General features: G+C 36.4%; 10 protein-coding genes and 1 other RNA gene. 4 read left to right on the top strand and 7 right to left on the bottom strand.

Going from position 1 to position 15,271, the window contains the following annotated elements; genetic code table 11:
- Position 1 precedes the first annotated feature (1 nt).
- Genes CUN60_RS04260 through CUN60_RS04250 form a run of 3 tightly spaced genes read left to right on the top strand, consistent with a single transcriptional unit; the run spans position 2 to position 5,960 of the window.
- Positions 2-1,936: a site-specific DNA-methyltransferase gene (locus tag CUN60_RS04260; RefSeq protein ID WP_222593297.1), complete on the top strand. Its 1,935-nt coding sequence runs from the start codon at positions 2-4 to the stop codon at positions 1,934-1,936.
- 7 nt (positions 1,937-1,943) lie between these two features.
- Positions 1,944-2,924 carry a virulence RhuM family protein/type II toxin-antitoxin system death-on-curing family toxin gene (locus CUN60_RS04255; RefSeq protein WP_102950832.1) on the top strand — a complete coding sequence of 327 codons (981 nt, stop codon included), beginning with the start codon at positions 1,944-1,946 and terminating at the stop codon, positions 2,922-2,924.
- Positions 2,925-5,960 carry a restriction endonuclease gene (locus CUN60_RS04250; protein WP_102950831.1) on the top strand — a complete coding sequence of 1,012 codons (3,036 nt, stop codon included), beginning with the start codon at positions 2,925-2,927 and terminating at the stop codon, positions 5,958-5,960.
- A gap of 264 nt (positions 5,961-6,224) precedes the next feature.
- On the opposite strand, the gene rodA is transcribed toward CUN60_RS04250, so the two are convergent.
- From rodA to tkt, 7 genes are all read right to left on the bottom strand, one after another.
- The gene (gene rodA, locus CUN60_RS04245) at positions 6,225-7,334 is read right to left on the bottom strand and encodes a rod shape-determining protein RodA (RefSeq protein WP_102950830.1); all 1,110 of its coding nucleotides are present in this window, start codon (positions 7,332-7,334) and stop codon (positions 6,225-6,227) included.
- Positions 7,312-9,261, bottom strand: coding sequence for a penicillin-binding protein 2 (mrdA, locus tag CUN60_RS04240; RefSeq protein WP_102950829.1), 1,950 nt, complete (start codon positions 9,259-9,261; stop codon positions 7,312-7,314). The genes rodA and mrdA overlap by 23 nt, the downstream gene beginning before the upstream one ends.
- A 2-nt stretch (positions 9,262-9,263) precedes the next feature.
- Positions 9,264-9,680 (bottom strand): hypothetical protein, encoded by a 417-nt coding sequence (locus CUN60_RS04235; RefSeq protein ID WP_158649281.1) that lies wholly within the window; start codon positions 9,678-9,680, stop codon positions 9,264-9,266.
- 40 nt (positions 9,681-9,720) lie between these two features.
- Positions 9,721-10,476 (bottom strand): rod shape-determining protein MreC, encoded by a 756-nt coding sequence (gene mreC, locus CUN60_RS04230; protein WP_158649280.1) that lies wholly within the window; start codon positions 10,474-10,476, stop codon positions 9,721-9,723.
- A 29-nt stretch (positions 10,477-10,505) separates the two neighbouring features.
- Entirely contained in the window at positions 10,506-11,552 is a 1,047-nt protein-coding gene (locus tag CUN60_RS04225) for a rod shape-determining protein (RefSeq protein WP_102950826.1), read from the bottom strand.
- Between the two features lie 105 nt (positions 11,553-11,657).
- On the bottom strand, positions 11,658-12,671 hold the full coding sequence (gene gap, locus CUN60_RS04220) for a type I glyceraldehyde-3-phosphate dehydrogenase (protein WP_102950825.1): 1,014 nt from the start codon (positions 12,669-12,671) through the stop codon (positions 11,658-11,660).
- 18 nt (positions 12,672-12,689) lie between these two features.
- The gene (gene tkt / locus CUN60_RS04215; RefSeq protein WP_102950824.1) at positions 12,690-14,675 is read right to left on the bottom strand and encodes a transketolase; all 1,986 of its coding nucleotides are present in this window, start codon (positions 14,673-14,675) and stop codon (positions 12,690-12,692) included.
- Positions 14,676-14,829: 154 nt separating this feature from the next.
- Between tkt and ssrA the strand changes: the two genes are divergently transcribed.
- Positions 14,830-15,179: a transfer-messenger RNA gene (gene ssrA, locus CUN60_RS04210) on the top strand.
- The last annotated feature ends 92 nt before the right edge of the window (positions 15,180-15,271 follow it).

Raw genomic sequence — 15,271 nt, 5'->3', positions numbered from 1 at the left:
AATGGCAGAAAAATATAAATTGCAGCAAGAAGATATCAATAGTATGGATTTAAACGGTGATACATTGGCGAAACTAAAGCAGATATTGCCGGAAATATTTAGTGAGGGCGCGGATGGTAAGCCAAGTATTGATATTGAACGGCTAAAAATTGCGCTGGGTGATGAGGTTGATATAGAGGCGGATGATAAAACTCGCTATAGCTTTAACTGGAGTGGTAAAAAACAAGCTCAAGCATTAGCCAATCAACCAAGCACTGCGGCATTGCGCCCAAGTGTGGAAGATAGCAAGAACTGGGATGACACCCAAAATATTTATATCGAGGGTGATAATCTTGAGGTGCTGAAGCTTTTGCAAAAAAGCTACTACGGGCAGATCAAGATGATTTATATCGACCCACCATATAATACTGGCAAAGATTTTGTTTATAAAGATAATTTTCATGATAATGTCAAAAATTACTTACAGCTAACTGGGCAAGTTGATGATGACGGTAATCGCATCAGCACCAATACTGACAAAAGTGGACGTTATCATACTGATTGGCTAAATATGATGTATCCACGCCTGAAATTAGCCAGAAACTTACTTAAAGATGATGGTGTGATATTTATCAGCATTGATGATAAAGAGGGGCATAATTTACGTAAAATTTGTGATGAAATTTTCGGCGAAGATAATTTTGTTGTAGCCATAACCAGAGAGGCAATTAAGGGCGGATCAGTCTCGAAATTTATCAGAAAGGTGCACGATTTTGTATTGGTATACTCTAAAAGTATTGATGAGGTTGTTTTTGGTGGTATAGAAGTTGATGGTGTTACTCTTGATCTAGAAGATGAAAATGGTAAATATGCCAGAGGTAGAGAATTAAATAAATGGGGTGCAGGCTCTCGCCGTGAGGATTCTCCTGGTATGTGGTTTCCAGTTCCAGGGCCAAATGGTGAAGAGATTTATCCAACTAGAAACGATGGTTCTGATGGTCGCTGGAGACTAGGCAAACAGAAGATGCATGAATTAATTTCAAATGGCAACGCTATTTATGAGAAACGAGAAAACGGAACTTATGTTATTTATGAAAAAATACGAGATGATTCAAACAGAATAAAGCAATTCACATCATTATTTAAGGATTCTTATATAAATGCAAAAGGTACAGATTCTTTAAAGTCATTATTTAGTATGGAGCGTTCGTTATTTGATTACTCAAAGCCACTTGAGTTAATTACTGACTTTATGTTAATGTCTAACACTTTAAGTGATGACATAATCCTAGACTTCTTCTCAGGTTCAGCAACTACCGCTCATGCAGTTATGCAACTCAATGCTGAAGATGGTGGTAGCCGTAAATATATTTGTGTTCAATTACCTGAAGCAACCGCAACTGATAGCGAAGCATACAAAGCTGGTTACAAAAATATCTGTGAAATAGGCAAAGAGCGGATTCGTCGCGCTGGTGAAAAGGTGCTTGCCGAATGGCAGGAAAAACAAACTAAAAATGATTTATTAGCTGAAGATAACAAATCTTCCACTATTCCGGATATTGGTTTCAAAGTATTCAAATTAGATACCAGTAATTTCAAGCCATTTGATGGTAATTTCTTTAGCGAAGAAATGATATTATCCGGCCGCACTAGTTTAGATTTATTCTATGAGTTAGTTCTCAAACAAGGCTACTCACTTGATTATAAACAACAGATTCTTGATATTGGCGGGACGCAGTGCTATGCATTGGTTAATGATGATGGTATGCCATTTGTTTTAGCAGTACTTGACAATGCCGTAAAAGCAAACTTTGCCCTTGAATTACTCAAATATGCACTAACCTTAGTGATTATTAAAGATGATTGTTTTGCTACAGATGAACTAAAACTAAATACTCTGGCAACATTAGAACAATTGCAATCTAAAGATAATCCTTTGCAAATCCGTATAGTTTAGGAAAAGCATGGAGCCAAAAAATACTAAAGAACTGGTTTTATTTACCTTACCTGAGGGAAATGTCTCAGTAAATTTGATATACCAAAATAATACATTATGGCTAAACCAGAAGTTAATGGCAGAACTATTTGATAAGGATAGTGATACAATTGGTTTACATATTAAAAATATTTTTAGTGAGCATGAATTAAATGAAAATGAAACTACCGAGCTTTTCTCGGTAGTTCAAACTGAGGGAAATCGTAAGGTTACCCGACAAATTAAGCATTATAATTTGGACGTAATCATTTCTGTTGGTTATCGAGTAAACTCTAAACGTGGAACTCAATTCAGGATTTGGGCGAATAAAGTCTTAAAAGACTATATTTCAAAGGGCTACGCTCTAAATAATAACCTAATCAATACCACACACAAAGAATACCAACAGATATTGGATTTACTTAATAATACTCTGATTAGCAATCAACTAGTTAATGCCCAAGGTCAAAATATTTTAGCCTTGATCAATAACTATGCAACTACTTGGAGCTCATTATTACAGTATGATGAAGATAGATTAGAAATCCCAAGTACTACCCATAAAAATAGCCTGAGCTTAGATTACTCAACTACCATTCATGCAATAACTGAATTTAAAAATGAGTTATTAGCAATTGGTGAAGCAACAGCATTATTTGCTAATGAGCGGAATGAGCAATTGCAGTCAATTTTGGCTAATCTAGATCAGACCATGTTTGGTGAAGAACTTTATAAAAGTATTGAGGAGAAAGCCGCCAATTTACTCTATATGGTAATTAAGGATCATCCATTTAGCGATGGTAATAAACGAATTGGTAGTTTTTTATTTGTACTTTACTTACAATTAAATAAATTGTCAACCAACATTAATAATATCGGGCTTACTTCATTGGCGTTATTAGTTGCAGCGTCCAAGCCAGAGCAAAAAGATTTGATTGTTCGCTTAATTATAAATTTACTGGTACAATAAATGAAATTAAAATTTGAAAATCAAGCATATCAATTACAAGCAGTTGCAAGTACTGTTGCATTATTTGCAGGTATGAAAAGCCTCGACTTAGCGACCATGTTACAAAATAAAAATGAGCTATTAAGCTATGATGTGGTGGCAAATGGTTTACAGCTTGATGAAACATTATTGTTACAAAATTTGCAGAGAGTCCAAGTTGAAAACTACATCGAAAATTATAGCTCTGAATTAAATTATGGTGACTATGAAAATATTCCAAATTTCAGTATTGAAATGGAAACCGGTACAGGTAAAACTTATGTTTATTTAAGAACAGCTTTTGAACTCAATAAACATTATGGCTTAAGTAAATTTATTATCGTTGTACCAAGTGATGCAATTCGTGTCGGGACGATAAAAGCACTTGAAATTACTGCCGAACACTTTAAGGCTGAATACAATAATATCAGCTATGATTATTATCCATATGATAGTGAGAAGATCAGTAAAGTTCGTGATTTTGCAACCACCAATAGCATTCAGATTATGGTGATGACTATTGCTGCATTTAATAAAAGTAAAAATAATATCTATGCATTTAAAGACAAATTTGGCGAGTATCGTCCGATTGATTTAATTTCAGCTGTGAACCCAGTTGTAATAATTGACGAACCGCAATCAGTAGATAATACCGCAAATGCTATAGAAGCGATTAAAAACCTTAATCCATTGTTTATATTGCGTTATTCTGCAACACATAAGAATGATTACAATCAAATTTATAAATTGGATGCAATTGATGCCTATAATCAAAAGCTGGTAAAGCAAATTGAAGTAGCTAGTATTGATGAGGCTGAATTTAATAATGCAGGAACAGTAGTACCATATATCAAGGTGGTTGAAATCACACCAAAACTTGAACTATCACTCGAACTTGATGTGCAAGATACAAAAGGTAAAATTACCCGTAAAGTAATAAAAAAGATAGCTAAAGACACTGACTTACAGGAAAAAACCCAAAATGATAAATATTATGGCTATATTGTTGAAGACTATAGTCGTGACTATGGTTTAAAACTTAGTTGTTTGGATAACGAAATTGCTATTGGCGAATCAATCGGCAATGAAATTAGTATTGAACAAAAAGCTAAAATTATGTTGCGCTTGGCTATCGAAAATCATATTGATAAAGAGCTACGATTAGCTGCACGAAAAATAAAGGTTCTTAGTTTGTTTTTTATTGACCGGGTTGCTGATTATCGAATCCATGCTGATGATGGAACTAGTGATGGTTGGTTAGCTCAAGCATTTATTGAAGAGTTAAAACTTGTCTTAGCTACTCCAAAAGGTGCACGCTATGTTGAACTATGCCAAAATACATTTGGCATTAATTTAGCTAATAATGAGGAGCTAATTAAGTTACATAATGGTTATTTTGCTAAAGATAAAAAGGGTAATTATAAGGATCTCAAGGATGATAGTACTGCCGATGCTGTAGATGCTTATGATTTAATCATGCGCGACAAAGAGAAACTATTGGATTCCAAAGAACCATTAAGATTTATTTTCTCACACTCGGCATTAAAAGAAGGTTGGGATAATCCTAATGTATTCCAAGTTTGCGTATTACAAGATGGTAAGAATCAGTTTAAACGCCGTCAGCAAATTGGTCGTGGCTTACGTTTATGTGTTAATCAATTTGGTGAGCGGGTATTTGATGATAAAGTAAATACCTTAACAGTTATTGCTAGCGAATCATATAATGCTTTTGCTGATAATTTACAGCGTGAATATGAAGCATCTTCAGAAAATGGTGGTGCTGGGATTAAATTCGGGATAGTTCAAAAATCAGCCTTTGTAAATAGCTTGTTACATGATAATTTAGAGTTGTCATTTGATGCTGCCCGTAAAATTTCAGAAGATATTCATGCTGAGCTTACAGTTAGAGAATTTATAGACTCTAACAATAAAGTTACTGATAAATGTAAAATGCAGTTACAAGCTGGATTGTTTGAGTTAAGTAGTGCAGAGATTCGCCAATATCAAGTTTTAGCTAAAGAGATTCTGACTAAACTAGCTATGAGGCTACCAATCAAGAATCAACGGGATAAACGAGATATTCAAATTAATCCCAAAGTATATAATAATTCGGCATTTAAACAACTTTGGAGAAAGATTAGTGCCAAAACCATTTACTCGGTCTCACTTAATACTGATGAATTGATTAATAGTGTTGTGACGGATATTAATGCTAATCTTGAAGTAAAAAATAAAGCATTAAAGATAACCAGATCACGGATAAATATAGATGAGTCAGGTATAAGCACTGAATTAATGGCTCAGAATGAGTTAATCTTACAAACAAACCCACAAATAGATTTAGTCAATAAACTGGCTTTAGCCACGGGATTAACCAAAAAAACTATTATTACGATTTTAAAGCAAATAGCACCACATAAATTAGAAATGTACAAGCTTAATATTGATGTCTTTATTGAGCAGGTAACCACAAAAATAAATATCCAAAAATCCAAATTAATCGTTGATGGTATAAAATATACTAAAGTTGCTGATCTATCCTTGCAAGATAGCGTTATTGGTATTGAAGATCATTATTTGCAAGAAAGAATCAATGAAGATATTGATCATGGATATGTTGATAACAATGGTGGTAGTAATTTAGCTGATGCAAGGTATTTAAAGGTAGCTCCAGAACTAATAGCAAATAAGTTTTTGTATAATGTTTTAAGGTTTGATTCTAGTACCGAGGCTAAATTTCTGGCAGATTGCTTGCTTCAGGATAAGGTTAAATTAATTAGTAAACTACCATCATGGTTTAAAGTTAATACACCTCTAGGAGCATATAATCCAGATTGGGCGCTACTAGTTAATGAAGAAAATAAAGATGAGGTTTATTTTATAGCGGAGACCAAAGCAGATAATTTTCTCGAAAATGGACGTGCTATTGAAAAGGCTAAAACCATATGTGGAGAAAAACATTTTCAGGATACTTTAAACGTAAAATATCAGGTATTGAGTAATGCTGAGCAAATTTAACGAAGATGATTACTCTTGATTATACACGTATTAGATTATTTTATAGTTAAATAGGTATAACCTACCTGTTGCTGATTGCCAAATAGTTATTATCCAAGGATTTATTCTCTTTTTAGTACTTTATTGGAAAATAGAGAAAATCTCAACAATAGCTTAAAAATTCGGCACTAAAAGAAGCACTAAGTAATTAATTTACTAAAAATATATACTATATTATCAATATGTTATCTAATTAATATATTTTCTGTATCGGAAATAACACATTTAGACTTTATCATAGCGATTATGGTGGTCAATCGACAATAGTATCCCAAAACCAACCATTAAGACGATAGTAGCAGTTCCACCGTAACTAATTAATGGTAACGGCACTCCAACTACAGGGAATATACCACTAACCATCCCCATATTGATAAATACATAAGAAATAAATGACATGGTAATACTACCTGCCATAACCTGAGAAAATCTGTCCGTAGCAAGCCGCATAATTCTTAAACCACGCAAGGCAACTAATAAATAAATAGATAAAATCACACACACACCTATATAGCCAAATTCTTCTGCCAAAACTGTAATTACAAAATCAGTATGTTTCTCAGGAATGAAATTCAGATGAATCTGGGTTCCATGTAAATACCCCTTACCATGAATACCGCCAGAACCAATCGCAATCATACCCTGAATAATGTGATACCCTTTACCCAACGGATCCGATTGTGGATCAATCAAAGTTAATACACGATGCTTCTGGTAGTCTTTTAGCATGTGCCAGATTAGTGGACTAGAACAAATGACAAGAATAATACTACCAATTATTATTCGCCATGGCAATCCAGCGAAAAAAAGCACAAAAAAACCAGCAGCAAAAACTAAAATTGCAGTTCCAAGATCCGGCTGTTTAGCAATCAGTGCAAACGGGATTAAAATTATCAAAATACCAAGAGTAAACTGCCATGCCTTTACTGCCATAGGTTTAGCGGATAAAACATAAGCAACTAGCAAAGGAACAGAAATTTTACATAACTCCGACGGCTGTATTCGCATCCCTAAGTTAAGCCATCGTCTAGCGCCATTCACTTTCACCCCGATAATTAGCACCAAAACTATCAGAATCAATGAAACTATGTAAATAGGAATTGCACTAGCTCGAATACGATTATAATTAATTCCAGCTATTACCAACATGATAATAAAAGAAAATATCATATATCCTACATCATTGTATATTCTGGTTAATACCTGATCATTTGCAGAATATTGAATAAATCCATTTATAACAAATAACGAAAGCAGTGCAAAAATTAATACATAATCAAAATTATAAAAATATCGCCACAATCGATATAATCTAGTCTTGAATGAATGTTTCATTTTCTTCACCATTATCATTATTTTCAGAAGAGTCTTCCTCCTCATCGTGAGCTGATTCATTTACCCTTGGAGTAAATTTTTTATACCGTAAAGCATTCATACTTTCATGGCTTTCAGCACCTAATAAATAAGTATCAAAAATTGCCCGTGCAATTGGAGCAGCAGCAGTTGCACCAAAACCACCATTTTCAACAAGTACAGCTATAGCTATTTTAGGCTTGTCCACTGGTGCAAAAGCGATAAACCACGAATGATCCTTATATTTTTCACCAGCAAACTTTGCATGACGTGAACCTGCAGCCAAAGCGACTACTTGGGCAGTACCAGTTTTACCTGCCATTGTATATCGTAAACCTTGGCCAATACTTGCGCCTGTCCCAATCTGCATTACTTTTTGCATACCAGTTTTCACCAATTCCAGATAAGCTTTAGGAATGGGAATCTCTTCTTTAGTTCCATGATAGGTAGTTACAACGCTACCACTTTTATCAATTACTTTATCTAAAAGATGCGGTCGGTAATATACGCCATCATTAGCTAAAATACTTGTGGCAAAAGCCATTTGTAATGGAGTGTAATGATTAAATCCTTGACCTACACCCATATTTACACTATCTGCTGCCTGCCAGTTTACCTGATATGCATCTTTGGCAAAACGTTTAGCTTTCCATGCTCTTGATGGTAAAAGACCAGTATTTTCTTGCGGTAAATCAATACCAGTTTTGCTACCGAGGTTGAATAAAGAAAGCCCTTTATCCATCCGGTCAACCCCCATATCTAAACCAAGCTTGAAAAAGAAAGCATCTGAAGATTTAGCAATTGCAGTAACGAAATCAAGTGTTCCTAAGGCACGACCACCTCCGCTATTATGAAAGCGTCGAGACGAACCAGGAATGACAAAATAACCAATGTCGTTATAACGGTATTGAGGAGTTCTAACCCCCAGATATAGTGCAGCAGCAGACATAAATGGCTTAAACGTTGAACCTGGAGGGTATGTCCCCTGGGCACCTCTATTTAAGAGCGGATTTCGCTCATCCTGCTGCAAATCCTCCCAATCCTCTGGTGTGATACCGTCGAGAAACAGACCTGGATCATATCCTGGTTTCGAAACAAAAACCAAAACGCCACCAGTTTGTGGATCAATAGCAACTACAGCTCCTTTATGGTTACCTAACAATTTATATGCCTGCTGTTGAAGTACATTATCAAGAGTAAGCTGTAATGTATAGCCATCATTAGCGGGTTCATTGCTAATCAATCCAACTTCATTACCATGAGCATCAGTACGAATAATTTTTTTACCAATTGTTCCACGTAAAACCGACTCATATTTTTGTTCAAGTCCATTTTTGCCAATATAATCATTAGCCAAATAATTTTGTGTGGTTCCTGCCGCATCCAGCTTTTTCTTGTCCATCTGACTAACTCGGCTTACATAGCCAACACTATGGGAATACACCTCACTAAATGGATAATCCCGCTTGGTATGTGCAAATATATTTAATTTTGGAAAAAGATATGCATGTGAAGTTAAATTAGCTACTTCTGTATTAGACAAGTCATCCTTAACAATTACCCAATCATAGTTTTTGGATTGACGCAACTGTTTAGCATATTTCTTTTTATCTAGCGCAGTTAAATTAATATAGCTTTCAAGTGTCTTGAATAGTTCCTCAATATTGTTATTATCCTTGGGTAAAATAGCAATAGCATAAGAAACCCGATTATCAGCAAGAATAACACCATTACGATCAATTATTCCACCTCGAACAGGCTGAGTTGCAACTATAGAGGAGTAATTTTCTACTGATTTAGTCAATAAATCTTGATGATCATTAATCTGTAGATAGGCATAACGAAGTAATAATATTACTATTACCAAACAAACAAACAAATAGGCAATAACAATGCGTAATTTACTCATTGCTAGAAATAATATTCAGAGGGTTTACGAACAGTTAGCTTCTCCAGTACAAACTGAACAAGTGGTAAAATAACTAGAAGCTGAAAAATCAGGCTATCAACCGAGGTAAATACCCGATGTGTAGATAATTCAATCAAATAAATAACAAAGAAAAAAAGCGCAAAATAAAACATTGAAATTATCATACGCGGAAACCAGCCACACATGCGATAAAAATTTGCGACTTTTCCCGTAAAAAAGCTAATTATAACTACCGCCAATAAATGGCTTCCGAGATACCAATGCCCAATTAAATCACCAATAAAGCTTAATATAATAAGTTGCAACCAAATTAAATTGCCACGTAACAATAAGCTAACCAATAATATGGCAATAACATCAACATAAAAGATTGTAAAGTTATTTATTGTAAACTGCAAAAAAACCAATACAGTACATAATATTATAAACCGTAGATTATTAACTATCACTCTTTAACACCGAAACATACTGTAACTGCCTAAAATCAACAACTGGCACACATACTGCACTATTAAAACCATTATTCTCATAAAATACCCGAACTACTCTTGCAACTGGAATCTGTGCGGGATAAACATCATCCAGCCCAGTTGTTTCAAGGATATCCCCTACTTTAATTTTATCATTCTTATCAATATATTTTACAATTATAGTATTATTACCAGCTCCTTGGGCTAACATTTTTGATTTTGAAACACTATGTTCTACATAAATCTTATACTCTGGGTTAGTAATTAAACTGATCTGTGAACTATTCGGGTTAACCGTAGAAACCTGACCAATGACGCCATCTTTATTAACTACAGCGTAACCAATCTGAATATTTTTATTTTCGCCCTGATCAATCAGTAACTGATTATTAACAAAGAAATTCACATCTAACACAGCTTTGGCAATAACCGGACTAAAATCCTCATAAATACCTTTTTGGCTAAGATCATTAAGCAGTTTTACATCTTTAACCTGATTCCGGCTTTGCTTTAATAATAAGGAATACTCTTCAACCTGCTTTTTTAGCTGAACATTCTGACTTGCAAGCGCCTGTTGCTGTTGCACTTTTAATACCACTAATTGGGGATAACTTTGTATTCGATAAAGTAGAAGGGAAGTATTTTTTTCAAGAAAAACTGCAATACTATCACGTATTCTGCTGATAGGAGAGAATTTATCAATAGCAATAAGGCCTACACTCAAAAGTATAAGCCAAATTTTAAATCTTCGCATTACTTGTTACGATTTAAGTAAACACGCTGATCAGATAAATGATCTAGTGCCATACCACAGCCTTTAGCTACACATAATAAAGGCTCGTCTGCTACAACAACTTTTAGTTGTGTAGTTTCGGTAAATAGAATATCTAAACCACGTAGTAATGCACCACCACCAGTTAATACAATGCCTGAATCAATCATGTCTGCTGCCAACTCTGGAGGGGTTAATTCCAAAGCCTGCTTAACGGCACTAACCATTTGATCCAATGCATCGTGCAATGCTTCACGAATTTCGGATGAAGTTACGATAATCTTTTTTGGCAAACCGTCATAAACACTACGCCCACGAATCTCCATTTCTCCATTATCTGTATCTGGGTGAGCAGAACCAATTTGTTTTTTGATTTCTTCAGCAGTTGCTTCCCCAATCAATAACCCATGACGAGCACGAATATGGTTGGAGATTACTTCATCAAGACGATCGCCAGCAACGCGAATCGAGTTGGCATATACCAGTCCCCCAAGCGAGATGACTCCCACTTCAGTTGTACCGCCACCGATATCCACAACCATTGATGCCCTTGGAGACTCAACCGGAAGTCCTGCACCAATAGCAGCAGCCATGGCTTCTTCAATTAATTCAACGCGTCGCGCCCCAGCTGCAAGCGCAGCGTCCTTAATTGCACGTCGCTCTACTTGGGTTGAACCACAAGGAACACAAATTACAATTGTAGGTGGAACAGACATTAGTATTTTTTGTGCAGAAACTTTTTTAATAAAATATTTGATCATCTGCTCAGTAACGTTGAAGTCGGCAATTACCCCATCTTTCATTGGGCGCACAACTTCAATCTGCCCAGGAGTCTTACCAAGCATTACTTTAGCCTCCTGACCCACAGCGAGTATTTTTTTCCCCATTCCACTTTTATCAACAGCAAGTGCTACCATTGAAGGTTCATCCAGGATAATACCCTTACCATGCATATAAACTAGCGTATTTGCAGTACCCAAATCAATTGCAATACTACTTGAGAAAAACCCCAACAATTTTTTAAACATATAAAAATCCTATAAAATTAATAAGTTTACTAACAACTTAAACATTGTGCCAGATTTATTTCTAGCACAATAACTTAAATGGTCAGCTATTAGAATGCCACCAGCTTATTTTGCATTCATCAAAGCTTTAGCATTATCTAACATTCTATTCGAAAAGCCCCACTCATTATCATACCATGAGAATATTTTAACCAGATTACCATCTACACGCGTCTGAGTAGAATCAAATACCGAAGAATAGCTTGAATGGTTAAAATCAATAGAAACCAGCGGCTTATCATTATACCCCAGAACGCCCTTTAGAAAACCCTCAGAAGCTGCTTTAACTGCCTCATTAACCTCTTCCTTAGTTGTAGGACGTGAAGCAGTGAAAGTTAAATCAACTACAGATACATTAATAGTTGGAACACGTACAGCAAGCCCATCAAGCTTCCCAGCAAGCTCAGGTAATACCAGCCCCACAGCAGCAGCAGCACCAGTTTTAGTTGGAATCATAGAAGAAACCGCCGAACGAGCACGTCGTGGATCACTATGATAAACATCAGTCAATACCTGATCATTAGTAAATGCATGAATAGTAGTCATTAGCCCTTTTTCAATGCCGATGGTATCATTCAGAACTTTTGCAACTGGAGCTAAACAATTAGTAGTGCATGAAGCATTAGACACAACAGTCATATCTTTGGTAAATACATTGTGATTTACCCCGTAAACTACAGTTGCTTCAACATCTTTTTCACCAGGCGCAGAGATCAAAACTTTTTTAGCACCAGCTTCAATATGTGCAGAAGCTTTAGCTTTCGAAGTAAATACACCAGTACACTCAAAGACTACGTCTACACCTAGCTCTTTCCAAGGAAGGTTTTTAGGATCGCGTTCAGCAAAGAAACGCACCAGTTTACCATCAATTGTAATACCATTATCAACTGCTTCAACTTTATGCGGAAAATAACCATGTACAGTATCACGCTGGGTTAGCAAAGCTTGGACAGCAAGATCAGAACCCAAATCATTAACAGCTACAATTTCAAATTCATCAGTACGTTTTGCTTCGTATAAAGCTCTTAAAACATTACGCCCAATGCGACCAAACCCATTAATTGCAATTTTAATTGTCATAATATTTCTTTCACAAAGTTATTTTAATCTAGCAATGATTTTATCAACACTAAAACCAAAGTGGTCAAATAATTTAGCAGCAGGAGCTGATTCGCCAAAAGTATCGATACCGATAATGACTCCATCCTTACCTACATATTTGTACCAGCTATCGGAGACTCCAGCTTCAATGGCAATCATCTTCTTAGCTCCACCCAGAACCTCATCTCGATAACTCTCATCTTGCAAATCAAAAACAGATGTGGACGGCATTGAGATCACACGCACCTTCAGCCCATCGCTAGTTAATTTCGTCGCTACGTTAAGCGCAAGCTCTACTTCAGATCCAGTAGCAATGATCGCATAATCAGGATTTTTGCCACCATCAACAAGAATATAACCCCCACGAGCAATATTATCAATCTGGGCTTGACTGCGTTCAATAAATTTAAGATTTTGACGCGAAAATATCAGACTTGATGGTGATTTATTCCGACCAATAGCATCTGCCCAAGCAACCATTGTTTCAACAGTATCACAAGGACGCCACACTATCATATTTGGAATCATCCGCAATGTCGCTATTTGCTCTACAGGTTGATGGGTAGGTCCATCTTCTCCCAGACCAATTGAATCATGAGTAAACACAAAAATAGGTGCAATTTTCATCAGACTTGCCATACGAAGGGCATTGCGAGCATACTCTGAAAACATCAGAAATGTTCCACCAAAAACACGATAGCCACCATGAAGGAAAATACCATTCATGATTGCCGCCATACCAAACTCACGCACACCATAGGAAATATAATTTCCACTATAGCGATTAGCTTCAGTTAGGGTCGTTGCCTTACTCCAACGAGTTAGGTTTGATCCAGTTAAATCAGCTGACCCACCAAAAAACTCAGGTAAATGCTCGGCATAAAATTCAATCGCGTTCTGCGATGCCTTACGGCTAGCAATAGTCTCTTGTTTATCATTGGCAGCTTTAACTGCAACTTTAACGATACTACTCCAGTCATCTGGTAATTTATGTTCCATTCTACGTACAAATTCAGCTGCAAGCTGCGGATGGCGTGATTGATACTCAGTAAATAACTGATTCCAGCTATTTTCCGCATTCATCCCCTTACTTTTACAGTCAAATCCCGCATAAACTTCCGGAGGAATCTCAAACGAAGCATAAGTCCAGCCAAGCTCTTTTTTCACCAATTCGATCTCGCTTGCCCCAAGTGGTGCACCATGCGACTCTTCTTTGCCAGCTTTATTCGGCGAACCTTTTCCGATAGTTGTCTTACAAATAATAAGTGATGGACGGTTATGAATTGATTTTGCCTGATGAATGGCATTTCTGATAGCATCTACATCATGACCATCGATGGCTTCCACCACATGCCAGTTGTAAGCATCAAAACGTTTGGCAACATTTTCACTATACCAGTCATGAACTTCACCATCAATCGAAATATTATTATCGTCATAAAATACAATTAATTTACCAAGCCCCAACGTCCCAGCCAACGAACAAACCTCATGGGAAATACCCTCCATCAGGCAACCATCACCAACAATAGCATAGGTATGGTGATCAACTATATCATAACCATCACGATTAAACTCTTCAGCAAGGAGCTTTTCGGCAAGAGCCATTCCAACCGCATTGGCAATCCCCTGCCCTAATGGTCCGGTAGTGGTTTCAATACCAGGAGCATAACCATATTCAGGATGCCCAGGAGTTTTCGCATGCAGCTGACGAAAATTCTTCAACTCTTCAATTGAAAGATTATAACCAGTCAAATGCAATAATGCATATTGAAACATTGAAGCATGTCCGTTACTCAAAACAAAACGGTCACGATTAAACCAAGTTGGATTAATCGGATTATGCCGCATTTCTTCACGCCACAAAGCTACGCCAAGTTCAGCCATCCCCATTGGCGCTCCAGGATGTCCGGACTTAGCCTTCTCAACTCCCTCGGCAGCCAGCATTCTGATTGCGTTAGCCAGTAATTTATTATCAGCCATCAAGTAAAATCCTTCGTTGTAATTTTTTATAGACAATTTACGGTGTCTATTCTAACACAATGAAGAAAAATCCAGCCGATAACTTTTAGTCTATAACAAAAACATATTTTGATAAATTCACTCTTTTTATAGTATAATTATCTACTTAACTACCGGGGATGACATGGCTTCGACGGGGGTTACAAAGTAATTAGAGTGCATACCGTGATTTCAGTTTCACGCTAAACGCTGAACTAAATATAATCGCAAACGACGATTCATTCGCAGTAGCAGCTTAAGTCTGCTCTCGTTACCCTAACTTGTTTGTTGGTTAGATCGTAACGCCATTTAAACAAACTTTGATTTAGGTCGACCACTGACTTAGATTAAGCCTTTAGTGGTTAGTCACGAGTTTTGCCTGGTAGGCCGGCGGAATTCGGGCGAATAAAAATAGACCTTCCTAAGTATGTAGGACTCGTTATAGCGGGCTTTCGGACGGGGGTTCAATTCCCCCCATCTCCACCAAACAACTTTTTAATTCATCGCACAATACCACTTTTGAAACCAATAACATGTTTCTAGGAACATTTAATTTTGGCTTTCGTAATAAAAATACA

Source organism: Aquella oligotrophica (genome assembly GCF_002892535.1).
In the GTDB taxonomy this organism is placed as follows: domain Bacteria; phylum Pseudomonadota; class Gammaproteobacteria; order Burkholderiales; family UBA11063; genus Aquella; species Aquella oligotrophica.
Note: the sequence above shows the minus strand (reverse complement) of the source record. Positions and strands in the feature narration are given on the sequence as shown.